The organism is Bhargavaea cecembensis, assembly GCF_001619585.1.
In the GTDB taxonomy this organism is placed as follows: domain Bacteria; phylum Bacillota; class Bacilli; order Bacillales_A; family Planococcaceae; genus Bhargavaea; species Bhargavaea cecembensis_A.
Genome location: NZ_LQNT01000001.1, coordinates 475,977 through 499,344, shown reverse-complemented (window position 1 = coordinate 499,344; position 23,368 = coordinate 475,977). Strand labels below are relative to the sequence as shown.

Here is a 23,368-nt window from a genome sequence, read left to right as displayed (position 1 = left end):
CCTCACTGCCCGCGTTTTTATTTGGCTACTGGATCCGGCCCAGCATCCCGTTTTTCCAATCATATTCCGCAAAATCCTCCGCGATTTCTGTGTGCGGAAAAACATCTGCCGCTTCAGCCGCCAGGTGTTCCGCGTCCTCCGGCAGGAATCGGGCACTGATATGGTTGGCGATCAGGGACCGGGCCCCTGCCTCCCGTGCAGTTCTGGCTGCATCCAGGATCGTGGAATGTCCGTACGGCCCCGCCAGGTGGGCAGACTCCCGGTCGAACGTCGCTTCGTGAATCACGATATCCGCATCCTTGGCCAGTTCCACCGCATTGGCCGTAAACCGGGTGTCGCCCAGGATGGCGACAGTAAATCCGGGCTGCGGCGGACCGGTGACGTCCCGGCTTCTGATATGGGTTCCATCTTCAAGAGTCACATCCCTGCCTTCTTTCAGCTCGCGCAGCAGCGGACCCTTCGGAACGCCGGCTTCTTTCGCGCGTTCGATGAGTAGTTTTCCCGGCAGCGGCTTTTGCTCGACGCGATATCCGTAGCATGGCACCACGTGATCAAGCGGAAGCGCACGGACGAAGAATGACTCGTCTTCAAAAACCGTTCCTTCATCCACTTCATGAACGGCCAGCTCATAGTTCAGATGGGTCCGGCTGATCCGGAGGGTCACCTCGATCCACTCGCGGAGTCCTTTCGGCCCGTACAGGTCCAGCCGGCCCGATCCTCCGAGAAACCCCCTGGAACCGAGCATGCCGGGAAGCCCGAAGATATGGTCCCCGTGAAGATGCGTGATAAAGATCTTCTCGAGTTTCCGCGGTTTCAATGTCGTATGAAGCATCCGGTGCTGTGTGGCCTCGCCGCAGTCGAACAGCCAGAAGCTGCCCCGCTCCTCCAGAAGCTTCAGCGCGAGGGCGCTCGTGTTTCGCTGTTTGGACGGCATGCCGGCGCCTGTCCCCAGAAATTGTATTTGCATATCAACCCTGCCTTCCGCCGGATTTCGGTCCGGAAATGCCTCTTGTGACGGTGCCTTTTCCGAACTTCTCTTCCAGCTCGCCGATCATTTTCAGTACCGGCTCTTCTTTTGCGTGTTTTTCGTAGTTGAAAATTGAAAGCTGCTCTGTCGTCTCGGAGCGGTCGATGACCCGGCCGATGGTGACCCCCAGAAGGCGCACCGGCTGTCCGCCGTAATGCCGGTCAAACAGCAGTTCCGCTTCCCGGTAGATGGCGTCGGCTGTAAAGATGGCATTGGTGAGCGTCCGGCTTCTCGAGTGGTTCACCCAATCCGCATCCCGGATCTGGATCGTCACCAGGTCACCCGCAAGCTCTCTGCGATCCAGCCGGCCGGCCACTTTTTCGGCAAGTCTGCGCAGTGTTTTCTTGAGCTCGGCAGGATCAGTTTCGTCAACGGGGAGCGTCACGGACCCGCCGACGCTTTTTCGTTCGTGGACAGATTCCGGGTCGACCGCCCTTGAGTCGGTTCCGTTCGCCCTCCGTTTTAGATGGATGCCCCTCTTTCCGAGATGCTCTTTCAGAAAGCCTTCTTCCGCCGCGGCAAGATCGCCGATCGTTTCAATCTTTAGTGACCGCAGTTTTTCTTCCGTGCTTTTGCCGATGCCGTGCATCTCGATGACCGGAAGCGGCCAGAGTACGGCCGGCACATCACGTTTTCTCAGGATTGTAATCCCCATCGGTTTTTTCATGTCGGATGCCGTCTTGGCCAGGAACTTATTCGGTGCAATCCCGATTGAACAGGGCAGATCCAGTTCCGTCAGAATCCTGCGCTGCATCTCTTCCGCCAATTCGACGGCGGTCCCCGGCCATTCCACATCCGACACGTCCAGATAACCCTCATCGATCGACACCGGCTCGACCAGTTCCGTATAGGTCCGGAGCAGGCTGAACATCGCATCCGATGCGTCCCGGTAACGATTATGGTCAGGCGGGATCACGATCAGTTCCGGACATTTCCGGCGGGCCTCCCAGACCGGCATCGTGGTGTAGACCCCGTGGGCCCTTGCTTCATATGAACAGGTGACTACGATTCCTTTCCGCTCTTTCGGATTCCCGGCAACCGCAACCGGCTTCCCCTTCAGGGAAGGATCATGCGCCTGCTCGACGGATGCGAAGAAACTGTTCATGTCAATATGGAAGATAATCCTGCCTTTTTTCGGCCTGCTTTCAATCATGTTCATCGCTCCGGTGTGAAATACTGTCTCCATTATATCAACGGCCGGACGAAAAAGGAAAAAGACGGGCACGGGGGCCCGTCATGACTGTACAGTGAGTGTTAGTTCGTCTGCAGTTTCCCCCCAAAAATTCTCCGGATTTCCGCTGCGGGCCCTCGCTTACCGCGGGCGTTGCCTTAGCCTCCTCGAGCTGCGCTCTGCGGGGTCTTCGGCTAACGCTTTTCCCGCAGGTGTCTCGGGCCCTCCGCTTCAATCCGCCATATATAATCCCGAACTATTCCGCTAAAACAATTTAAAACAATAAATGGAATTTTCTCTTGCAATGACCATAGATGCATTTGTTGATTGGAGTGAAGGGTGGCGACTCCTGCGGAGAAGGAAGCGCGGAGAGAGCCTGCAAGGGGCTCGATGCCTTCCCCGCGGAAAGCGTCCGCCCGTAACGGAAATCAACAGCGTTCTTTAATTTTTTTATGCTAAATTATTCGCACGATCAAATTTTGAGAGGTTTTTTACAGACTATGACGGCCCAGTCCCCTTCCCATCAATGTTCTTGCTTTGCTGCCGTTTTCACGATTTCGACCAGCAGGTCTGCGAGCTTTTCAAGCTCTTCTACCGGCATGCGCTCATTTGTCGTATGGATTTCTTCATATCCGACGGAAAGCGTGACCGTCGGGACACCGAAGCCGTTGAAGATGTTGCCGTCGCTGCCTCCGCCGCTTGTCATGAGGTTAGGCTCACGGCCGATTCGCCGAATTGCCTCCGTCGCGGTCCTTACAACCCGGTCCTCCTCGCCCATTGAGAATCCAGGGTACATCAGCTGGACATCCGTCTCGGCGGAGCCGCCCATCAGGCTTGCCTGGCGTTCGAACGTGCGGACCATGTGGGCGGTCTGCTCATCGAGCTTGTCTTTATTGATGGAACGGGCCTCAGACAGGATGTGCACTTCATCACAGACGATGTTTGTGGCCTGTCCTCCCTCGAAGCGGCCGATGTTCGCAGTCGTCTCGGAATCAATCCGTCCGAGTGACATGTTCGCAATGGATTTTGCCGCGATCGTGATTGCGGACACGCCCTTTTCCGGAGCGACGCCTGCATGCGCGGTCTTTCCGCGGACCACCGTTCTAAGCTTTGCCTGGAACGGGGCCGCCGTCACGATGCCGCCGACTTTGCCGTCGGAGTCGACCGCGTATCCATAGTCCGCCCGGATGGCTTGCGGATCCAGCTCTTTCGCGCCTCGCAGGCCGCTTTCTTCACCTGCCGTGATAATGAACTGGATATCGCCGTGCGGTGTGCCTTCTTCATTGATGCGGCGCATCATCTCGAAAAGTGCGGCAATGCCCGCTTTGTCATCCGCACCGAGAATGGTCGTTCCGTCCGAATAGATGTAGCTGTCTTCCTTCAGCACCGGCTTGATTCCCTTGCCTGGAACGACCGTATCCATATGACAGGTGAAGTAAATCGCGTCGGCGCCTTCCGCGCTGCCTTTTTTCGTTGCGATGAGGTTGCCCGCACCGTGTCCGGAACGTGCAGCGGAGTCGTCTTCCTTCACGTCAAAACCGAGTGATTCCATTTTCTCTTTTAGGATGCCGACGATCTCCCCTTCATGCTTTGTTTCAGAGTCGATCTGTACCAGTTCCATGAATTCATTAATGAGTTGTTTATTTGTCATCGAGCATGCCTCCCGTCAAATCCGAAAGCGCACCGCAAATATCCGGTGCGCTTCCTATGTTTATTATAGCGGAATGTTGCCATGTTTTTTCTTCGGACGGTCTTCTTTCTTGTTGCGCATCATTTCAAGCGCCTGAATCAGCTTGATGCGAGTTTCCCGCGGGTCGATGACATCGTCGACCATGCCGTGGCTTGCCGCGACATACGGGTTGGCGAATTTCTCTTTGTATTCCTCGATCTTTGCGGAGCGTGTCGCCTCAGGGTCATCGCTGTTGGCAATTTCCCGTGCAAAGATGATATTCGCGGCACCCTGAGGGCCCATGACCGCAATCTCCGCATTTGGCCAGGCGTAGACGATATCCGCGCCGATCGATTTCGAATTGAGCGCAACGTAAGCCCCGCCGTAGGCTTTCCGCAGAATGACCGTCATTTTTGGAACTGTCGCCTCCGAGTAAGCATACAGGATTTTCGCGCCATGGCGGATAATGCCGCCGTGCTCCTGCTTGATGCCCGGGAAGAAGCCGGTCACGTCCTCGAATGTGATGATCGGGATGTTGAATGAGTCACAGAAACGGATAAACCGTGCGGCTTTGTCGGACGAGTCGATGTCGAGCCCGCCGGCCATGACCTTCGGCTGGTTGCACACAAGGCCAACCGTCTCCCCTTTGATCCGGGCAAGTCCGACCACGATGTTGCGGGCAAATTCGGGCTGCACTTCCATGAACGAATCGGCATCGACGACTTGGTCGATCACTTTCCGGACATCATACGGGCGGATGGTCTCAAACGGGACAATATCCGCAAGATCCGGCCGGTCATCCCGGTCCGTCCCCGCATCAAAACGCGGCGGCATTTCTTCGTTGTTCTGAGGCAGATAGGAGAGGAGCCTGCGCACGTCTGAAAGGACTTCCTCTTCGCTGGCCGCGCGGAAATGGGCATTTCCGCTGATGGCGTTATGTACTTTGGAACCTCCAAGATCTTCGGAGGAAATCTTCTCTCCCGTGACGGTTTCGATGACTTTCGGCCCGGTAATGAACATCTGGCTTGTCTTGTCGGTCATGAAGACGAAGTCTGTGATCGCCGGCGAATAAACGGCACCGCCCGCACAAGGTCCGAGAATGACGGAGATCTGCGGGATGACACCGGAATAGATGGCGTTCCGGTAGAAGATATCCCCGTATCCGTCCAATGACACGACGCCTTCCTGGATCCGCGCGCCCCCCGAGTCATTCAGCCCGATAAACGGTGCCCCGTTTTTCGCGGCGAGGTCCATGACATTCGCGATTTTCATTGCATGCATCTCTCCGAGCGCACCGCCGAAGACAGTGAAGTCCTGAGAGAACAGATAGACGGGCCGGCCATTCACCTTGCCGTAGCCGGTCACGACGCCATCGCCCGGCCCCTTCATCTTGTCCATGCCGAAGTCCTGATTCCGGTGTGTGACAAACGGGTTCAGTTCGACGAACGTCCCCTCGTCCAGCAGCAGGTCGATCCGCTCGCGTGCGGTCAGTTTCCCCTTCTCGTGCTGGCGGTCGATCTTGTCGTCCCCTCCGCCAAGTTCGATTTCACGTTTTCTGTCATATAATTCATTGATTTTCTCGTAGATATCCATGTTTTGAATCACCCCTTGTTTTCGGATTTGTCGCACAGTTCATACAGAACGCCATATGAGGATTTCGGGTGCATGAAGGCCACCTGCGCGCCCCCCGCACCGGGCACAGGCCCGGCAGACAGCAGGCGGACCCCGTTCTCCCGCAGCTCGTCCATCCGTTCCCGAATGCCCGTCACGCCGAATGCGATATGATGGACGCCTTCCCCGCGCTTCTCGATGAACTTGGCGACGGCGCTCGTTTCGGCTGCGGGCTCCAGAAGCTCAAGCTTCACGTTCCCCGCATCCAGGAATGCGACCCTAAGTCCCTGTGTAGGCACGTCCTCGATTCCCATGAGCGGAATGCCGAGCGTATCCGTGTAGTATGGAAGCACGGCATCGAGGTCTTTCACCGCGATGCCGATGTGGTCGACCTTTTCCATTTCCCTTGCCCCCCTTTAAATGTATCCGATTACAATTGTACCGTTTCAGCGCGCAAAACTCTATATATTGCGCAAACGACCAAAAATCATTAAAATGGACCCATCAGCAGTGAAGGAGCCAGAATAAAATTGAGCAATAAGAAATTTCAAAAAATCATCATTTACACTATGGTCGCACTCATGCTACTGTCCACCATCGCCATGGGACTCAGCCTGTTCATCTGAATTCGGAATAAGAGAACGCAAAAAAATCGCAGCGCCGGCAATCGGCTGCTGCGATTTTTTTATTGGTCAGACTTCCTCGCAATACTCTTCAAACAGTCCCTGGAGATTGACGACGACCGACATCGGGTCGTGGCCTTCGATTTCGTGGCGAGGGACTTCACCGATCACTTTGCCGTCCTTCACGAGTACGAATGACGGGGAAGACGGGAGGTGGTCATCGCCGAAGTGCATGCGTGCCTGGGCCGTTGCTTCCTTGTCCTGACCTGCAAAAACCGTCACCATGTGGTCGGGACGCTTGTCGTAGTGGACTGCATGCATGGCTGCAGGGCGTGCAATGCCGCCTGCGCATCCGCATACCGAGTTCACCATGAATAGTGTTGTCCCTTCACGGTTGATTGCCGAATCCACTTCTTCCGGAGTCTTCAGCTGCTCATAGCCGGAGGCTTCCATCTCGCTCCGCGCCTGGCGGATCATATCTTGCATAAACAGGTTCATATCCATGTTCATGACTGCATCCCCTTTCGGTTTATCAAGAAAATCATAACAGGTCAGGCCATTTCCTGCAAAACCCGAGTCTCAGCCGCGGAATAATTCCTCAACCGCCGCCGTCACGGTCAGCCGGCCATCGAGAATCTTGCCCTCGAGGCGTTCGACCTCTTTTTTCCTGCCTTCGGATGCGTAGAACGAATCAATCAGCCAATCCTCAATCGACTGGCGGAACCAGGCCTTCAGCTGATCCCGCCGCCTTCTGTCCCATTCCCCGGTACCGGACATGTTTTCCCTGAAGCCAAGAATCGTCTCCCAAACGTCTTCCAGTCCGTTACCGGCAAGCGAAGATACGGGATGGACGGTTGTCTGCCACCCCGGAGTGGCCGGCTGGAGCATATGGAGAAACTGTTTATACTCCCTCGCTGTCCGCTTCGCCGGAATGATGTTGTCGCCGTCCGCCTTGTGGACAATGATTCCGTCCGCAAGTTCCATGATGCCTTTCTTGACGCCCTGGAGCTCATCGCCTGCACCGGTCAGGACGAGAAGCAGGAAAAAGTCTGCCATGCCTCTGACCGCGGTTTCACTCTGACCGACGCCGACCGTTTCAATGAGGATGATGTCATATCCCGCCGCCTCGCAGAGCAGCATGGTCTCCCGCGTCTTTCGGTGTACGCCGCCGAGTGTTCCGGATGAAGGCGATGGGCGGATGAATGCATTCGGATGCCGGGCAAGCTCTTCCATTCTCGTCTTGTCCCCGAGAATGCTTCCTCCGGTGACGGTAGAGCTCGGATCAATCGCGAGCACTGCCACCTTGTGGCCGGCCTCCGCAAGCATGAGCCCGAAAGACTCGATGAATGTGCTTTTTCCGGCACCCGGCACCCCGGTGATCCCGATGCGGACGCTGTTGCCGGAATCCGGCAGCAGGCCGAGGAGTAGCTCCTGTGCAGCCTTCCGGTCTTCCGGAGAGCGGCTTTCCAGCAGGGTGATGCCTTTTGCCAGCGCCAGCCGGGAGCCCGACCGGATTTCTCCGGCAAGTTCGTCTGCCGGAACGGGGCGACGCTTTTTGACAAATCGTTTTCTCGGTCCCGCGGACATGCCGTCATGCGGCGGAACACCGCCTTCGGTCCGCTTGCGGGCCTCTTTTTCCCGTTCCGTCAATCGACGGCTTCCTCGTAGCCGATCTTGCTGTAAATGGCTTCAATGACTTTCTGCGCGGATACCGGGATGACGGTACCCGGCCCGAAGATGGCTGCAACGCCCGCATCATACAGGAAATCATAATCCTTCGCGGGAATGACGCCGCCTGCGAACACAACGATGTCCTCGCGTCCGATTTTACGGAGCTCTTCGATCAGCTCCGGGATGAGCGTTTTGTGCCCGGCGGCAAGCGAGCTCACGCCCACTGCGTGTACGTCATTTTCTGCCGCCTGCAGGGCCGTCTCGGCCGGTGTCTGGAAAAGTGGTCCGATGTCGACGTCGAAGCCGAGGTCGGCAAACGCCGTTGCGACCACCTTGGCGCCTCGGTCATGACCATCCTGGCCCATTTTCGCGACCATGATGCGCGGCCGGCGGCCCTCGTTTTCCATGAATTCACCGGTCATTTCCTTCACTTCTTCAATCGCCTCGGAGTCGGTGAAATTCGAGCTGTATACACCGCTGATTGAACGGATGACGGCCTTATGGCGGCCGGATGCCTTCTCAATCGCATCGGAGATCTCCCCGATCGATGCGCGTGCCCGTGCCGCATCAACAGCGAGGGCCAGAAGGTTCCCTTCACTTCCCCCGGCAGCTTCGGTCAGCTTGTCAAGTGCCATCCGGACAACCGCTTCGTCTCGTTGGGCTTTCATCTTCTCAAGGCGCTCGATCTGCTTCCGCCGCACTTCTGTATTGTCGATGTCGAGGATCTCGATCGGGTCTTCCTCTTCGGGACGGTATTTGTTCACACCGATAATGGATTCCGATCCGGAGTCGATCTGCGCCTGACGGCGTGCCGCGGCTTCCTCGATCTTCATCTTCGGCAGGCCCGTTTCGATGGCTTTTGCCATGCCGCCGAGTTCTTCGATCTCTTCGATCAGATCCCACGCCTTCTGCATCAGCTCGTCAGTCAGCTTCTCGACAAAGTAGGAGCCTCCCCACGGGTCGATGACATTGGTCATCTGGGTTTCCTCCTGGAGGAACAGCTGCGTGTTCCGCGCGATGCGTGCGGAGAAGTCGGTTGGAAGGGCGATCGCCTCATCGAGCGCATTCGTGTGGAGAGACTGGGTATGACCCATCGCCGCTGCGTTCGCTTCGATCAGTGTCCGGGTGACGTTGTTGAACGGATCCTGCTCGGTCAGGCTCCAGCCCGATGTTTGTGAATGGGTACGGAGCGCAAGTGATTTTGGATTTTTCGGTTCAAACGACTTCATCATCTGTGCCCAGATACGGCGCGCCGCCCGCATCTTTGCGACTTCCATGAAGTAGTTCATGCCGATTGCCCAGAAGAAGCTGAGCCGCGGGGCGAACGAATCAATGTCGATACCGGCTTTGAGACCGGTGCGGACATATTCCAGCCCATCCGCGAGCGTATAGGCAAGCTCGATGTCTGCCGTCGCTCCGGCTTCCTGCATGTGATAGCCGGAGATCGAGATTGAATTAAACTTCGGCATATTTTGGGAGGTGTATTCGAAAATATCAGCAATGATCCGCATGGACATCTCGGGCGGATAAATATATGTGTTACGGACCATATATTCCTTCAGGATGTCATTCTGGATGGTTCCGGACAGCTTTTCAGGCGCGACGCCCTGTTCTTCAGCCGCCACGATGTAAAATGCCATGACCGGGATGACCGCACCGTTCATCGTCATCGACACAGACATCTGGTCCAGCGGAATGCCGTCAAACAGAATTTTCATATCTTCGACCGAATCGATGGCCACGCCTGCCTTACCGACATCTCCTGAAACCCTCGGGTGGTCGGAATCATAGCCGCGGTGTGTCGCAAGGTCGAAAGCCACGGAAAGACCCTTTTGTCCCATCGCCAGGTTCCGGCGGTAGAACGCGTTGCTTTCCTCGGCAGTGGAAAAGCCTGCATATTGGCGGACAGTCCACGGGCGGGACACATACATCGTCGGGTAAGGACCGCGCGTGTTCGGCGCGATGCCCGGCATGTCGGAGAGGTGTCTCAGCCCATCAAGGTCTTTTCCCGTATAAGACGGAAGGATGCCGATGCCCTCATACGCTTCCACGGGTGCTCCGCCGGCTTCCGGGTGTGTGCTCCCCTTCAGGACCTGATCCGGATCAATTTTTGTAAAGTCTGGTTTGTTCATCGCTGCGTTCCCCCTTCAAGAATCCCCTTCAGTTCTGCCAGTTTGTCCAGAATATCCTGGCCACGGTGGTAGAAGCCGTTGAGCCCGGCTTCCCGGAGCGATGCGGCGATGTCTTCCGGATAACGCCCCGCTGCATCAAGTACCGTGGCATCGGGCTTGTCCTGCAGAATTGTGCGTGCCGCTTCTTCGGCCTGTTCGGCAGGTGAACATAGAACGGCATATTCCGGCAGCTCCGACTTCAGATAGTCCAATGCCTCTTCGGCTGTTTCAAACAACGGTGACAGTTCCGGACGGATGCCGCCGACGGCAAGCACACCCGCCGTGAAGTCGGCGACCGGCTTGACGGCCTTCAGGCTGCCGAGCCGGATCAGATGGACCCTGCTTCCCTGGAGGGCGTACCGGAGCGCTTCAAACGGTTCGGCGAATCGGCCTTCTGCATCATCATCTGCCTGCTTCTGAAGTTCCTCTTCGGGATCGGCATAAATGTTCGTCCCGATCAGTGACTCTTTCCGTTCGGCGAGACGACGGATGCGTGCCTCTCTTTTCTCCGCCAGCAAACGGTCCAGTGCGCCGTCTGCGTCGATGGCCGCAATGCCTCCCTGTTTCTCGAATTCGATGAACAGGTCCCAGGCTTTCCGGTAAATCGACTCGGTCAGTGACTCGATGTAGTAGGAACCCCCTGCAGGATCCAGGACGCGATCTGCATGGGCTTCCTCCTTGAGAATGTGCTGGACATTGCGCGCAACGCGCTCGGAGAAACCCGTGCTTCCTGTCAGGGCGTCAAGAGGCGCGACCGTGATGGCATCGGCGCCGCCAAGCGCAGCGGCAAATGCCCCATTGCCGCTTCTGAGCAAGTTAACATACGGATCGGCAAGCGTATAAGTGCGCAGCGACGTCCTCGCGATGACCGGAACATGCACCGGATCCTCCTCGCCATACGCGGCCGCAAATGACCTGAACAGCAGCCGGAATGCACGGAGTTTGGCGATCTCCGTAAAAAAGTGTGTGTCGATATCAAAAGTGAAGAAGAGCTTCCTGGCCATTGCGCCAAAGTCATCTTCTTCCTCTGCGATTTTTGCTGCTTTGGAAAGGGCTGCAGCCAGCTCTGTCACCGCATCCGCCCCTTTCATATGTACAGCCGCTGTATCCACTGCGATGGTGCGGAGAGACGGGAACCGGCGGGAAAGGTCCGCAGACCGGTCCACGTCCGCAAAGCCGGCAACCAGCCGCCTCTTGTCTTCCGGAACACTGCCGAATACGGCGAGAAACGGATCATCCGGGCGGCACCGTACATAAACAGGCACTTCTGTGATCAGCGCTGCCAGTGCGTCCAGCACTTCATTGTCCGCTCCCTTTTTCCATCCGCCTGTATAGACGACCGCCCCGTTCCCCCGATCAACCGCAGACTTCGCCTTTTCCAGGTATGCGGAAGGATTGGTCTCCCGGGTTTCCTGGAGCAGCGTCCAGTCGGTCTTCCCGATCCCGTTCCGAATTGCATTAAGCCGTTCATCCTGCCCTTCCGGGATATCGTCCGCCGTATAAAGCGGCTTCAGTGTGATCCCTTCAGGTGTCGGAGTTTCAAGTGATGCAAGCGGTTTCCCTTTCAGCGAAGACTCAGCCGCTTTCCGCCATTCCCCCATGGCGGGGCGTTCAAACGATGTCTGTTTCATCGTATGGATTGTCATATACATCTCCCCCAATTTGAATTTTGCCTATTTTCATTCTACCGGAGAAACGGAAGGCTTTAAAGGCGGAATGCTATTCTATGAAGATGCCTGCCCGAACAAGCGAAATCCAGCCGAAATCATACAGAATTCAACTGCCTCTCCCTCTTGCAAAAACAAAGACCGGGAAGCGGTAAGCTTCCCGGCCGGTACAGTCAGTAGACGGATGTATTCTCACCTGAAATGTTCTCAAGGATTTCCTTGACCCTTGCGAGGAACCGTCCTGCCACCAGGCCGTCCAGCACCCGGTGGTCGAGTGACAGGCAGAGATTGACCATGTCGCGGGCTGCGAACATGCCGCCTTCCATAATGACCGGGCGCTTGACGATCGATTCCACCTGGAGGATCGCGGCCTGCGGATAGTTGATGATTCCCATCGACTGGACGGAACCGAACGATCCGGTGTTGTTCACCGTGAACGTGCCGCCCTGCATTTCTTCGGATTTGAGCTTGCCTGAACGGACCTTATCAGCCAGTTCCTTGATTTCCCTCGCAATGCCCTTGATTGTTTTTTCGTCCGCGTCCCGGATAACCGGAACAAACAGGGCATCTTCTGTCGCGACGGCAATCGAGATGTTGACCGCTTTTTTCTGGACGATCTTGTCGCCCGCCCACATCGAATTCATCATCGGAAATTCCTTCAGCGCCTGGGCCACGGCCTTCACAAAGAAGGCGAAATAGGTCAGGCCGAATCCTTCTTTGCTCTTGAACTCGTTTTTGATGGAATCGCGGTATTGGACCAGGCCCGTGACATCCACTTCGACCATTGTCCATGCATGCGGCGCCTCCTGTTTGGACCGCAGCATATTGTTCGCGATCGCGCGGCGCACCCCGGATACCGGGATTTCAATATCACCGTCGGCCGTCTGGACGCCGGCTGCCGGACGTTCCGGCTGTTTTGCCGGAGCGGGTGCGGCTTCCTGTAACGGTTCGCCCGCCTGTGTTTTAGCCGGTTCTGCCTGTCGGGCAGCCGCTTCTTTCGGGATATTCCCCGACTCGATCAGACGCGTGAGGTCCTTCCGGGTGATCCGGCCGCCACGGCCGGTACCCTCGACCTGCGAAAGGTCAATTCCGTGTTCCTGGGATAGCCGAAGGACGGCCGGTGAATACCTCGCGCCTGATGCATCGGCTTTGACAGGAGCGGAAGATCCGGTGTTCCCGGATAGATCTTCAGGCTTGTCGGAGCCGGCAGCCGGCATTTCGTTGGCCGGTTCGCCTTTTTCGGGCGCGGCTTCTGCCTCTGCGGAGACGCCGCCTTCCGTCTCGATCGTACATACTGCGGCACCGACTTCGAGTGTGTCGCCTTCATTGGCGATGAGTTCCGTGACCGTGCCGGAGAAGGACGACGGAATTTCGGCCGTCACCTTGTCCGTGTTGACCTCTGCGAGGGGGTCGTATTTCTCGACCGTATCGCCCGGTTTCACGAGCCAGCGTTCAATCGTGCCCTCAGTCACGCTTTCGCCCAGCTGGGGCATGGTGATGGTTTGTTTCGGCAATTGTTAGCCCTCCGTCCGTATCAGAATTCCGCGAGATCGCGCATCGCTTTCTCGACCTTGTCCGGATTGATCATGAAGTATTTCTCCATTGTCGGTGCGTATGGCATCGCCGGCACATCCGGCCCGGCAAGGCGCTGGATCGGTGCATCCAGGTCAAACAGGCACTCTTCCGCGATGATGGCCGCCACTTCGCTCATGATGCTGCCTTCCTTGTTGTCTTCGGTGACGAGGAGCACTTTGCCCGTTTTCGATGCCGCCTCAACGATGGCATCGCGGTCAAGCGGGTAAACGGTCCTGAGGTCGAGGATATGTGCAGAAATGCCGTCCTCTGCAAGCCGCTCGGCTGCCTGAAGGGCGAAATGGACCGCAAGGCCGTAGGTGATGACGGTAATGTCTTCACCCTCGCGCTTGATGTCCGCTTTTCCGATCGGAAGTGTGTAATCGTCGTCAGGCACTTCCCCTTTGATCAGACGGTAGGCGCGCTTGTGTTCAAAGAACAGGACGGGATCGTCGTCGCGGATGGCCGCTTTCAGAAGACCCTTCGCGTCATATGGCGTTGAAGGAATGACGATCTTCAGGCCCGGTTGGTTGGCGAAAACCGCTTCCACCGACTGGGAATGGTAGAGCGCACCGTGGACGCCGCCGCCGAACGGGGCACGAACGACGATTGGGCAGTGCCAGTCATTGTTTGAGCGGTAGCGGATGCGTGCTGCTTCAGAAATGATCTGGTTGACTGCAGGCATGATGAAGTCCGCAAACTGCATCTCCGCAATCGGCCGCATGCCATACATGGCCGCGCCGATTCCTACACCCGCAATCGCCGACTCGGCAAGAGGGGTGTCAATCACCCGCTCCTCCCCGAACTGGTCATAGAGCCCCTGTGTCGCCTTGAAGACGCCGCCTTTCTTCCCGACATCCTCACCGAGGATGAAGACGTTCTCGTCACGCTCCATCTCTTCTTTCATCGCGAGCGTAATGGCATCGATATAGGAACGTACCGCCATTATTCATCCCCTCCCTGTTCCGCATACACATACTTCAGCGCCTCTTCCGGTTTTGCATATGGAGCCGCCTCCGCATAATCCGTCGCTTCGTTGACGGCCTGCTTCACGCGATCTTCCATTTCCTTCTCGGTCTCGTCATCCAGCACGCCTGCTTCCTTCAGGTAGGCTGCAAAGCGCGGGATCGGATCTTTCTCGCGTTCCGCCTTCAGGTCCTCTTCAGAGCGATAGGCGCGGTGATCATCATCCGAAGAGTGCGCGGTCAGGCGGTAGCAGATCGTTTCGACGAGCGTCGGGCCTTCGCCGGCACGTGCCCGGTCGGCAGCCGCCTTGACGACTTCATAGACGGCAAGCGGGTCGGTGCCGTCCACTGTATGACCCGGCATTCCGTAACCCGGTGCACGGTCCGAGACGTTCTCGCACGCCAGCTGCTTCTCAAGCGGCACGGAGATCGCATATTTGTTGTTTTCCACCATGATGATGGTCGGCAGCTTATGGACTCCGGCAAAGTTGGCTCCTTCATGGAAGTCCCCCTGGTTGGAGGAACCTTCGCCAAGCGTCACAAACGTGATAAAGTCTTTTTTCTTGATCTTGCCCGCCAGTGCCACGCCGACGGCATGAGGGAGCTGTGTGGTAACCGGAGAGGAACCGGTAAGGATGCGGTTTTTTTTCTGACCGAAGTGGCCCGGCATCTGCCGGCCGCCGGAGTTGGGATCTTCAGCTTTCGCAAATGCGCTCAGCATCAGGTCTTTCGGCGTCATACCGAAATGGAGGACGACGCCCATGTCGCGGTAATACGGTGCAATGTAGTCTTTTTCCGTATCAAGCGCGAATGCTGCACCCACCTGGGCCGCCTCCTGCCCCTGGCAGGAGATGACGAACGGGATCTTGCCTGATCGGTTCAGCAGCCACATGCGTTCATCAAGCCGGCGTGCGGTCAGCATCGTCTCGTACATGCGCAGGACATCTTCATTCGAGAGCCCAAGCTGTTCATGACGGTTGTTGGTCATCTTTCGGTTTCCCCCTTTGATTACATATGGATGGCCTTGCCGTCTACGGCAAGTGCCGCTTCACCCATCACTTCGCTCAGCGAAGGGTGCGGGTGGACAAGGGATGCGACTTCCCAAGGCGTGGCATCAAGGACTTTCGCCAGGCCTGCCTCGGAAATCAGGTCGGTGACATGCGGGCCGATCATATGGATTCCGAGAATGTCGTCGGATTCCTTGTCGGCGACGATCTTCACGAAGCCTTCGGACTCCCCGTGGACAAGCGCCTTTCCGATGGCCTTGAACGGGAATTTGCCGACCTTGACATCAAATCCGCGATCCTTGGCCTGCAGTTCCGTGATGCCGACCGAAGCGGCTTCCGGACTCGAATAGATGCAGCGCGGCACCATGTCGGGGTCAACCGGGTGGGCATCTGTCCTGGCGATATGCTCAACTGCCGCGATCCCTTCATGGGATGCCACGTGGGCCAGCTGGAGGCCGCCGATCACATCTCCGATCGCATAGATATGAGACTCTTTTGTCTGGTAAGTCTTCTTGACTTTGATAAAACCGCCGTCAAGTTCGATATCGGTATTTTCCAGGCCGATCCCTTCCGTGTTGGCCTGCCGGCCGACGCTGACAAGCACCTTTTCTGCGGCGAACGTCTCTGTTCCTTCGCCGACCTTTGCATCGATGGACACGGTGCCGGCCTGCTTTTGAAGGGATTCAGGCAACACTTCCGCGGAAGTGGCGAAACGGATGCCGCGTTTTTTCAGCAGTTTCTCCATTTCACGGGAAATGTCGGCATCCTCTGTCGGGAGGATCCGGTCCGCATATTCGGCGACGGTGACATCCACACCGAAATCGTTCAGCATCGAGGCCCACTCGATCCCGATGACACCGCCCCCGATGATCAGGATCGAAGCGGGAAGCTTGTCGAGAGAGAGTGCCTCATCTGAAGTGAGCACGTCTGTGCCGTCGATTTCCAGTCCGGACAGCGTCCTGGGCCTGGAGCCGGTGGCGACGATCACGTTCTGGGGAATCAGGATATCGTTTTCGCGGCCGTCTTCATACTCGACCGAAATGGTCCCGGGCATCGGAGAGAAGATGGACGGTCCGAGAATCCTGCCCGTTCCTTCGTAGACATCGATTTTCCCTTTTTTCATCAGGGACCGGACGCCATTATGCAGGCCGTCGACAATCGACTGCTTCCGCCGTTGTACCCGGTCAAATGCAAGCGAGACTTCTCCGGTCATGACACCGAACGATTCTGCTTCCTCTTTGGCAAGGCGGTAGACTTCGGCACTCCGGAGCAGTGCCTTTGACGGGATGCAGCCGCGGTGCAGGCAGGTGCCGCCGAGCTTTCCTTTTTCGACGACTGCCGTCTTCAGCCCCAGCTGAGCGGAACGGATGGCGGCAACATAGCCGCCGGTTCCGCCGCCGAGGATGATGACATCATATTCTAGAGCCATTGGGTGGCCTCCTTTATCCTTTGGAATGGCAAGGTATGTTCTCTGTCAGCGGCGGTGCAGTGTATCCTTGCCGTTTCGGAGGAACTGGCCGCGCGACCGCGCCATGTTTGCGATGCGCTCTTCTGCAAGGCGGTCTGCGGCAGCGTAGGAAGGGATGCCGTCACGCTTCGAAATCTCAAAGACTTTTGCGATCGTGTCGTAGATTTTCTCGACTTTCTTCATCGCCCGCTCGCGATTATAGCCTTCCAGCTCATCGGCCACATTGATGACGCCGCCCGCGTTGATAATGTAGTCAGGCGCATAAACGATGCCCATCTCATGGATGCGGTCACCGTGTTCAGGTGTCTTCAGCTGGTTATTTGCAGAACCCGCGATGACTTTCGCCTTCAGCTGAGGGATTGTTTCGTCATTGACGGTCGCGCCGAGCGCACATGGAGCATAGATGTCACACTCCACACCGTAGATATCGTTGGTGCCGACCGCTTCCGCATTGAATTCCTCCACGGCGCGGCGGACAGCTTCTTCGTTGATGTCCGTCACAATCAGTTTCGCGCCTTCCTCGTGCAGGTGGCGGCAAAGCGCAAACGCTACGTTTCCGACACCCTGTACCGCCACCGTCTTCCCTTCCAGTGAATCGGAACCGAAAGCTTCCTTCGCGGCAGCCTTCATCCCGCGATAGACACCGTAAGCCGTGACCGGGGAAGGATTTCCCGAAGATCCCGAATGTGTCGGCGAAATACCGGTGACGAAGTCCGTCTCCTGGTGGATGATGTCCATATCCTCTTCGGTTGTGCCCACATCTTCAGCAGTGATATAGCGTCCGTTCAGCCCCTGGATGTAGCGTCCGAAAGCGCGGAACATCTCTTCGTTTTTGTCGGTTTTCGGATTCCCGATAATGACGGTCTTGCCGCCGCCCAGGTTCAGTCCGGCTGCCGCATTCTTGTATGTCATGCCTTTGGACAGGCGGAGAGCATCGATGACTGCTTCCTCTTCCGTTTCATACGTCCACATCCGGGCGCCGCCAAGCGCCGGGCCGAGCGTGGTGTCATGAATGGCGATGATCGCCTTCAGGCCGGATGTCTTGTCATGGCAGAACACCACTTGTTCGTAATCACTTTCCTCGAGGTATTTAAACAATTCCATCATCATTCTCCTCCTTATAATCACGTGCACGGCTTTCAGACAAGCCGGTGCTTCTCCAGTTTGTAATAAAGCGTCCGGACCGAAATTCCCAGCTGTTTGGCGGCATCGGACTTGTTGCCCGCACAAGATGTAAGCGCTTCCTTAAGAATTAACTTTTCATGGGCATCCAGCTGTTCGGCCAGAGTGCCTGCCAACCCGTTCCCCTCTGCCTGGAATACGGCGGAAAGATCTGGTTTGTCGAGTAATTTGTCTGCCGGCTGCATGAAGATCAGAGCCCGGCTGATGACGTTTTCCAGCTCCCGGACGTTCCCCGGCCAAGTGTGCTGCCTGAGCAGGGAGGCGGCGTCCTCGGAAATTTCCGTGACGGAGCGCCCGAGATCACGGTTCAGCTTTGGCAGCAGCTTTTCCGCAAGCAGCTTGATATCGCCCCTGCGCTGACGAAGCGGAGGGATATGGACGGGCATCCGGTTCAGGCGGTGGAACAGGTCTTCCCTGAAACTTCCTTCCCTCATGAACTTCTCGAGGTTCCGGTTGGTGGCGGCGATCACCCTGACAGAAACCGGGACAGGCCGGCTGCCGCCGGTACGGTAAAATTCATGTTCCTCCAGTACCCTCAGGAGAGCGACCTGGACATCCTGAGGAAGCTCGCCGATTTCATCGATGAACAGTGTGCCGCCATGAGCCTCTTCAAACAAGCCTTCGACCACTTCTGTTTTCCCGTCTGCTGTTGGCTTCTCCGAACCGAAAAGTTCCAGTGAGAGGCGATCTTCCGGAATCGCCGAGCAGTTCACGCGGACAAAGTTCCCGCGTCCGGCCTCGTGATGAATCGCCTGGGCGAACACTTCCTTGCCCGTTCCGGATTCCCCGCGAAGCAAGATCGGCAGCGAAAGCGTGGCCGCAAGTCTCGCCTGCTGGATCGCCAGCTGCATCTCAGGCGACTCTCCGACAAGATCCTCGAACGTGTAGCGGGTTTCAAGAGATCGGATGATCCGGCGGGCATGGTCGAGTTCATCGGCAAGCTCACGCATTTCCGTCAGGTCATGAATGATGCCGATGCTTCCTTTCAGTTGGTCGCCAACGAGGATCGGTGCCACGTTGACGACGACTTCCCTTGCCGCAGGGCCGACACGCATCCTGACCCCCCGGATGGGCCGGCCGGTTTCAAGCACCTTCATGTGGATACTATCACCCTCGGTGATGTCGACCGTGGCCGGCTTTCCAATGACATCCGCTTCCGTAAGTCCGGTGAGCCGGGTGTAGGCAGGATTGATCATGATGCCGCGGCCATTCTCGTCGACGACTGAGATGGCATCATCACTCGAATGAATGATCGCTTCCAGCATTGACTGGATTTCCTTCAGATTGGTGATTTCCTCTGCAAGTTCAACCACACCGGAAATATCCCTGAAAACCGCGAAGGCTCCTGTACGATTGCCGGAAGAATCGCTGATCGGCCGTCTGGACGTCACGACTCGGGTTCCATTTGAAAGAGTCAGCTCGCGATTCAGCTCCGGAATCCCGGTTTTGGCGACGTGCGGCAGATTGCTGTCCGGGATGACTTCGAGTATGTGGCGGCCGAGCGCGCTGCGCACGGGCGTACCGGTGATAAGGGATGCACTCCGGTTAAAAAATCGGATGATCCCTTCCCGGTCAGTCCCGATCATGCCCTCATCCAGAGAATCAAAGATCATCTTGTTGCGGCCGGTTTCCGACCGGAGTCGCTCGATGTATTGGGCATTTTCCTCAAGCAGGCTGACTAGCAGCTTTGCGATGGTGCCGGGAATCAGGACGGCATGCGCCGGCCTGGCCTTAAGAAGCTCTCCGAAGATGCCCTGTTCGCCCGTCACATCGAAAATCATATGAAGATCATTGGAGATGAAAGGGCGCCAGTCATTGCCGTGTGGGATGCCGTTTTCATCCGCAAGCCTGATTCCGGGAGCTTCAGGATTCGGGTCGACGATTCCGGCGACATTCATATAATCGAGTTGCAGAAGAAGTTTTAAAATGGCGGTGCCGCCGGCTCCGGCCCCTACAACAAGTACATTCTGCAAAATCCTTCAGGCCCTTCTTGAGATTTGTGCAATGCTTTGCATAATCAACTTTATCATACCGGATAGCAGTCTCCTTGACAATCCTCATCTTCAAAAGGAAAATAAACTCGACAGAAAGGGAGAGATCAACATGCAGCGGCTCGCCGCCTTCATCGTTCTGCTTATTCCGGGCATCGGCGCCGCATGGGGCATCAAACTCATGCGCGACGCCCTGTTCGGTGTGCAGGCATCCGTGTTTCCCGTCTGGTCCCAGTTCGTATTCGGCCTCGTCATCCTGATTCTCTGCATCGGATTCTTCGCAGGCTTCCTGTACAGACGGGACCAGCGCAACGGCAAAATACCGAAAGATCGGTTTAAGCGAAAAGACTAAAGGTTCCTGACTTCATGTCAGGAACCTTTTTGCATCGCTTCTATCACCGTGCCCGGAAAGTCGGTGATCCAACCGCGGATGAAGGGTTCGGGTTTCGGAATGAACGGTTCGGTACCGTCGACGCCGTAGACCCGGGCAAATTTGCCTTCCCGCTCAATGGCCCCCAGGTATTTGCCGGACCACAGACGCTTGTGGATGTGGAATCCATCCGAGCTCGCGTACACCCTGAGATTGTCCCAGCGTGACTTTCTGGTCACGATCAGCGCCGTCTCTATGCCAGGATCGGTCTGCTTGACCCTCATCAGCAACGGGTAGTGAAATGAGGAAAAATGAAGGTCCGGATATCCTTTAGAGGCCATCACAACCTGTTCAACCGCCGTCGGATGGTCCAGGAATGTCTCTTTCAGCTCAATGTTGAGCGCAGGGCAGCCTGCCTCATATGCCCATTCAAAAAATTCCCGGTATGTCATTACCGGTTTCCCGAACACCCTCTTCCAACGGTTCCGTCCGACCTTCAGTGCCCTCAATTCATCAAGTGTCAGTTCCGTAATGAATTTGCGCAGTCCGGTGACGCGGTACAGGTCGGCATCGTGAATGATGACCGGCACGCCATCTTTGGTCAGCTGCAAATCGGTCTCGATCCCGGCCTCGAATTCAACTGCTTTTTCAAATGCTTTAAGCGTATTTTCAAATGCGTAGCCGGAAGCCCCCCTATGTGCATACACTTTTCTCATGATTTCCCTACCTTTCTGGCATCCTATCCGCCTTTTCCCCTGAAGCGGAAATTAAAAACGGATCCGCGCAAGGGCAACCACCAGATGCGGCTTCCTATTATATAACGGAAAAAGCCGCCCGGATGTTCCGGACGGCAGTAGTCGGCAAGTGCCGGTATGAGTGCGGTTTTCAGTCAGGCGGTCATAAATTCCAGACGGAGACGGTCAGATACCATCGCGATGAATTCCGAGTTGGTCGGCTTGCTCTTCATATGATGGACCGTATAGCCGAACATCTTCGAAATGACTTCATAATTCCCCCGATTCCAAGCGACTTCGATGGCGTGGCGGATCGCCCGCTCGACACGGGATGGCGTCGTGTTGAATTTCTCGGCAATTTCCGGATACAGCACCTTCGTGACGGACCCGAGAAGATCGACATCATGGTACACCATCGTAATGGCCTCACGCAGGAAGGCATACCCCTTGATGTGTGCAGGAACCCCGATTTCCTTGATGATGGCGGTAATTGCAGTGTCAATCGCTTTTTTGCTGAGCGTCTGCTGTTTGCCGGGTTCAGGAGCCTGTCCGCCGGATTTCAGCTGACGTCCATTTTTCATCTGCAGGATCTGATGGACAAGCCGGTCAAATTCAAATGGTTTCAGGATAAAGTAGGATGCGCCGAGCTCAGCGGCCTGCTTCATGATTTCCTCCTGGCCAAACGCAGTGAGCATGATGATGTTCATGTCCCCCGCACCGCCGTTTGCCTGGAGTTCTTCCAGGACTCCTATACCGTCCAAATGAGGCATGATGATATCCAGAAGCAAGACATCCGGCTTGTTTTCTTCGAGCATGTTCAGGCAAAGCTTTCCGTTAGCGGCCGTACCGATTACCTCGATTTCCGGATGATTTTCAAAATAAATGAGCATAGTCCTTACAAGTTCCCGATTGTCATCCGCCACTGCAACTTTGATTTTTTCCAATGTGCATTTCCCCCTTCTGAGAGCGAACCCTGGTCCGAAGCCTATTAAATATAATTCGACATCCTACCGTTTACACCTTCAGCAATTCATAAAATAAGACTCATGGACGATATTTCCGACATGATTCGACGGAATCCCACAATTCAAAAGATTGTCGTTCCACCTTTATTATAATGCAGAAAAAGGAAAAAGCCATACCATTATAGGTATGGCCAGCACATTTTTTTCTAAGGTTTTCGTTTAATCATTTCTTCGACGGGAAGAGCCGCGCCTTTCAGGGGTTCCTCGACAAACATATGGGTCACGACACCGGCGAATTTCCCATCCTGAATAATCGGGCTGCCGCTCATGCCCTGCAGGATTCCGCCCGTTTTTTCAATCAGTTCACGGTCCGTTACGGTAAATCGGAACACATCATCCGCCGCTGCCGTGATCTTGATACTGTACTTGTCGATCTCGGTTCCCTTGATGGTTGTATAGATGTCCGCTTCCCCTTCGCGGATCTGAGCCGGCCGCATAATCTCCATAGGTTTCGGGAATGCTCCTGTTAACGATGATGACCATTTACCGAATATCCCATAGATTTCATTTTCGCGGATGTCGCCCAGGAGCTGATGTCCGGATTCAATCGAAGAAATTTTGTATCCCGGCTTTCCCGGCTCGCTTTTTTTGATCTGTTCAACGTCTGCCAGAAAAATCGAGCCTCCGGAAAATGGCGGTGCACCATCAAGTGTCCGGTCGATGATCTGGTGTCCAAGCGCGCCGTATTCACCGGTTTCCGGGTCCACATACGTCAGCGTACCGATCCCTTCTGTCCTCTCCCGGATGAAGGAATGCAGGTTAAGGAGTTCTTTTTTTGTTGCGCCGATCTCCATCTTGCTTCCTTCACGTTCAATTTCAAGTACCGATTCCGCACCGCCCGGCGCTTTGGCGGCTTTTGTGATATCCTGGAGCGTGCTGACTTCTTTGCCGTCGAGCGATTTCAAAATATCTCCGGCTTTTAGCCACTGGTCGTCCGCAATCAGAACATCATCCGTGACGATGAGCATCCCCAATTCCAGATGGATGCCGATTGAGTGCCCCATCGGAATCAGGGTCTTCGGTCCGTCCGCTGCCGCACCGGAGGCGCCTGATAAAAACAGGACGGCGAGCAGTGCGGGCAGCATCAGCTTCCGGCTAATCCATCGCATGGTTCACCTCCTCGTGCTGTTATATCGTTACTATGTGTCCGGCCGGATTTCTTATGTCCGGTATAATGTAGCATGAAAATCCGGGAATGCCGAAAGGCACTGCAAACAGAGGGTTTTTCCGCAAAACCCGGAGAAAGTGAAAAGAAATATTAAATTGCATGCCGGCAGACATCATTTCAGTTAATATGCGCAAATTAATGCAAAAGAAAGATGGCGCCGTAATTCCGACGCCATTTTTGCAGTTTTTTGGGCAGTCATTTGTTGTCGGTTTTGTAACGGACCCAGGTTTCTTCATTCCTATGGTCGTTTCGTCAATCGGGCTTGCCTGCGTGCGA

General features: G+C 55.9%; 20 protein-coding genes. 2 read left to right on the top strand and 18 right to left on the bottom strand.

The genetic code is table 11. The features are described 5' to 3' along the window. Positions 1–25: 25 nt before the first annotated feature. The 5 genes from rnz to mce all read right to left on the bottom strand — a co-directional run bounded on the left by rnz (position 26) and on the right by mce (position 5,879). Positions 26–967, bottom strand: a complete 942-nt coding sequence (gene rnz / locus AV656_RS02535) for a ribonuclease Z (protein WP_063178494.1) — start codon at positions 965–967, stop codon at positions 26–28. A 1-nt stretch (position 968) separates the two neighbouring features. Next, entirely contained in the window at positions 969–2,180 is a 1,212-nt protein-coding gene (locus AV656_RS02530; RefSeq protein ID WP_063178492.1) for a DNA polymerase IV, read from the bottom strand. Positions 2,181–2,721: 541 nt separating this feature from the next. Next, positions 2,722–3,849, bottom strand: a complete 1,128-nt coding sequence (locus AV656_RS02525) for a M20/M25/M40 family metallo-hydrolase (protein WP_063178486.1) — start codon at positions 3,847–3,849, stop codon at positions 2,722–2,724. 63 nt (positions 3,850–3,912) lie between these two features. Beyond that, positions 3,913–5,460: an acyl-CoA carboxylase subunit beta gene (locus AV656_RS02520; protein ID WP_063178484.1), complete on the bottom strand. Its 1,548-nt coding sequence runs from the start codon at positions 5,458–5,460 to the stop codon at positions 3,913–3,915. Positions 5,461–5,468: 8 nt separating this feature from the next. Further along, positions 5,469–5,879: a methylmalonyl-CoA epimerase gene (mce, locus tag AV656_RS02515; RefSeq protein WP_063178482.1), complete on the bottom strand. Its 411-nt coding sequence runs from the start codon at positions 5,877–5,879 to the stop codon at positions 5,469–5,471. A 129-nt stretch (positions 5,880–6,008) separates the two neighbouring features. Between mce and prli42 the strand changes: the two genes are divergently transcribed. Next, positions 6,009–6,104, top strand: coding sequence for a stressosome-associated protein Prli42 (prli42, locus tag AV656_RS16265; protein ID WP_152419712.1), 96 nt, complete (start codon positions 6,009–6,011; stop codon positions 6,102–6,104). A 66-nt stretch (positions 6,105–6,170) separates the two neighbouring features. Here prli42 and AV656_RS02510 read toward each other — a convergent pair whose 3' ends face one another. The 10 genes from AV656_RS02510 to AV656_RS02465 form a co-directional block, all read right to left on the bottom strand. After that, the gene (locus AV656_RS02510; protein ID WP_063178480.1) at positions 6,171–6,611 is read right to left on the bottom strand and encodes a BrxA/BrxB family bacilliredoxin; all 441 of its coding nucleotides are present in this window, start codon (positions 6,609–6,611) and stop codon (positions 6,171–6,173) included. Positions 6,612–6,680: 69 nt separating this feature from the next. Continuing rightward, a complete protein-coding gene (gene meaB / locus AV656_RS02505) occupies positions 6,681–7,751 on the bottom strand; it encodes a methylmalonyl Co-A mutase-associated GTPase MeaB (RefSeq protein WP_063178478.1) in 1,071 nt (356 codons plus the stop codon). Further along, positions 7,748–9,904, bottom strand: a complete 2,157-nt coding sequence (gene scpA / locus AV656_RS02500) for a methylmalonyl-CoA mutase (RefSeq protein WP_063178476.1) — start codon at positions 9,902–9,904, stop codon at positions 7,748–7,750. The genes meaB and scpA overlap by 4 nt, the downstream gene beginning before the upstream one ends. Then, positions 9,901–11,589: a methylmalonyl-CoA mutase family protein gene (locus tag AV656_RS02495; protein ID WP_063178474.1), complete on the bottom strand. Its 1,689-nt coding sequence runs from the start codon at positions 11,587–11,589 to the stop codon at positions 9,901–9,903. Before AV656_RS02495 ends, scpA begins: the two co-directional genes overlap by 4 nt. A 194-nt stretch (positions 11,590–11,783) precedes the next feature. Then, entirely contained in the window at positions 11,784–13,124 is a 1,341-nt protein-coding gene (locus AV656_RS02490; RefSeq protein WP_156484781.1) for a dihydrolipoamide acetyltransferase family protein, read from the bottom strand. Positions 13,125–13,144: 20 nt separating this feature from the next. Beyond that, a complete protein-coding gene (locus AV656_RS02485) occupies positions 13,145–14,128 on the bottom strand; it encodes an alpha-ketoacid dehydrogenase subunit beta (RefSeq protein ID WP_063178472.1) in 984 nt (327 codons plus the stop codon). Then, the gene (locus AV656_RS02480; protein WP_063178470.1) at positions 14,128–15,135 is read right to left on the bottom strand and encodes a thiamine pyrophosphate-dependent dehydrogenase E1 component subunit alpha; all 1,008 of its coding nucleotides are present in this window, start codon (positions 15,133–15,135) and stop codon (positions 14,128–14,130) included. Before AV656_RS02480 ends, AV656_RS02485 begins: the two co-directional genes overlap by 1 nt. A 20-nt stretch (positions 15,136–15,155) precedes the next feature. Beyond that, positions 15,156–16,583: a dihydrolipoyl dehydrogenase gene (lpdA, locus tag AV656_RS02475; protein ID WP_063178468.1), complete on the bottom strand. Its 1,428-nt coding sequence runs from the start codon at positions 16,581–16,583 to the stop codon at positions 15,156–15,158. A gap of 45 nt (positions 16,584–16,628) precedes the next feature. Further along, complete coding sequence (gene bcd / locus AV656_RS02470) at positions 16,629–17,732, bottom strand: branched-chain amino acid dehydrogenase (RefSeq protein WP_082818570.1); 1,104 nt, start codon at positions 17,730–17,732, stop codon at positions 16,629–16,631. A 29-nt stretch (positions 17,733–17,761) separates the two neighbouring features. Next, positions 17,762–19,777, bottom strand: coding sequence for a sigma 54-interacting transcriptional regulator (locus tag AV656_RS02465; RefSeq protein WP_063178466.1), 2,016 nt, complete (start codon positions 19,775–19,777; stop codon positions 17,762–17,764). Between the two features lie 130 nt (positions 19,778–19,907). Between AV656_RS02465 and AV656_RS02460 the strand changes: the two genes are divergently transcribed. Next, positions 19,908–20,147: a DUF2627 family protein gene (locus tag AV656_RS02460; RefSeq protein ID WP_063178464.1), complete on the top strand. Its 240-nt coding sequence runs from the start codon at positions 19,908–19,910 to the stop codon at positions 20,145–20,147. Between the two features lie 17 nt (positions 20,148–20,164). Here the strand turns inward: AV656_RS02460 and AV656_RS02455 are convergent, their stop codons facing one another. From AV656_RS02455 to AV656_RS02445, 3 genes are all read right to left on the bottom strand, one after another. Next, positions 20,165–20,881 carry a glycerophosphodiester phosphodiesterase gene (locus tag AV656_RS02455; RefSeq protein WP_063178462.1) on the bottom strand — a complete coding sequence of 239 codons (717 nt, stop codon included), beginning with the start codon at positions 20,879–20,881 and terminating at the stop codon, positions 20,165–20,167. A 173-nt stretch (positions 20,882–21,054) separates the two neighbouring features. Then, positions 21,055–21,843, bottom strand: a complete 789-nt coding sequence (gene spo0A / locus AV656_RS02450) for a sporulation transcription factor Spo0A (protein ID WP_063178460.1) — start codon at positions 21,841–21,843, stop codon at positions 21,055–21,057. A gap of 227 nt (positions 21,844–22,070) precedes the next feature. Next, a complete protein-coding gene (locus AV656_RS02445; protein ID WP_063178458.1) occupies positions 22,071–23,033 on the bottom strand; it encodes a SpoIVB peptidase S55 domain-containing protein in 963 nt (320 codons plus the stop codon). Between the last annotated feature and the right edge of the window lie 335 nt (positions 23,034–23,368).

Excerpts from the sequence above, each read along its gene's own strand:
- AV656_RS02485 (WP_063178472.1), bottom strand. The coding sequence starts at position 14,128 with ATGGCGGTACGTTCCTATATCGATGCCATTACGCTCGCGATGAAAGAA.
- AV656_RS02480 (WP_063178470.1), bottom strand. The coding sequence starts at position 15,135 with ATGACCAACAACCGTCATGAACAGCTTGGGCTCTCGAATGAAGATGTC.
- AV656_RS02455 (WP_063178462.1), bottom strand. The coding sequence starts at position 20,881 with ATGAGAAAAGTGTATGCACATAGGGGGGCTTCCGGCTACGCATTTGAA.
- mce (WP_063178482.1), bottom strand. The coding sequence starts at position 5,879 with ATGGAAAAGGTCGACCACATCGGCATCGCGGTGAAAGACCTCGATGCC.
- AV656_RS02520 (WP_063178484.1), bottom strand. The coding sequence starts at position 5,460 with ATGGATATCTACGAGAAAATCAATGAATTATATGACAGAAAACGTGAA.
- AV656_RS02510 (WP_063178480.1), bottom strand. The coding sequence starts at position 6,611 with ATGAACATGGATATGAACCTGTTTATGCAAGATATGATCCGCCAGGCG.
- scpA (WP_063178476.1), bottom strand. The coding sequence starts at position 9,904 with ATGAACAAACCAGACTTTACAAAAATTGATCCGGATCAGGTCCTGAAG.
- bcd (WP_082818570.1), bottom strand. The coding sequence starts at position 17,732 with ATGATGATGGAATTGTTTAAATACCTCGAGGAAAGTGATTACGAACAA.
- AV656_RS02460 (WP_063178464.1), top strand. The coding sequence starts at position 19,908 with ATGCAGCGGCTCGCCGCCTTCATCGTTCTGCTTATTCCGGGCATCGGC.
- lpdA (WP_063178468.1), bottom strand. The coding sequence starts at position 16,583 with ATGGCTCTAGAATATGATGTCATCATCCTCGGCGGCGGAACCGGCGGC.
- AV656_RS02525 (WP_063178486.1), bottom strand. The coding sequence starts at position 3,849 with ATGACAAATAAACAACTCATTAATGAATTCATGGAACTGGTACAGATC.
- AV656_RS02495 (WP_063178474.1), bottom strand. The coding sequence starts at position 11,589 with ATGACAATCCATACGATGAAACAGACATCGTTTGAACGCCCCGCCATG.
- rnz (WP_063178494.1), bottom strand. The coding sequence starts at position 967 with ATGCAAATACAATTTCTGGGGACAGGCGCCGGCATGCCGTCCAAACAG.
- AV656_RS02530 (WP_063178492.1), bottom strand. The coding sequence starts at position 2,180 with ATGATTGAAAGCAGGCCGAAAAAAGGCAGGATTATCTTCCATATTGAC.
- AV656_RS02445 (WP_063178458.1), bottom strand. The coding sequence starts at position 23,033 with ATGCGATGGATTAGCCGGAAGCTGATGCTGCCCGCACTGCTCGCCGTC.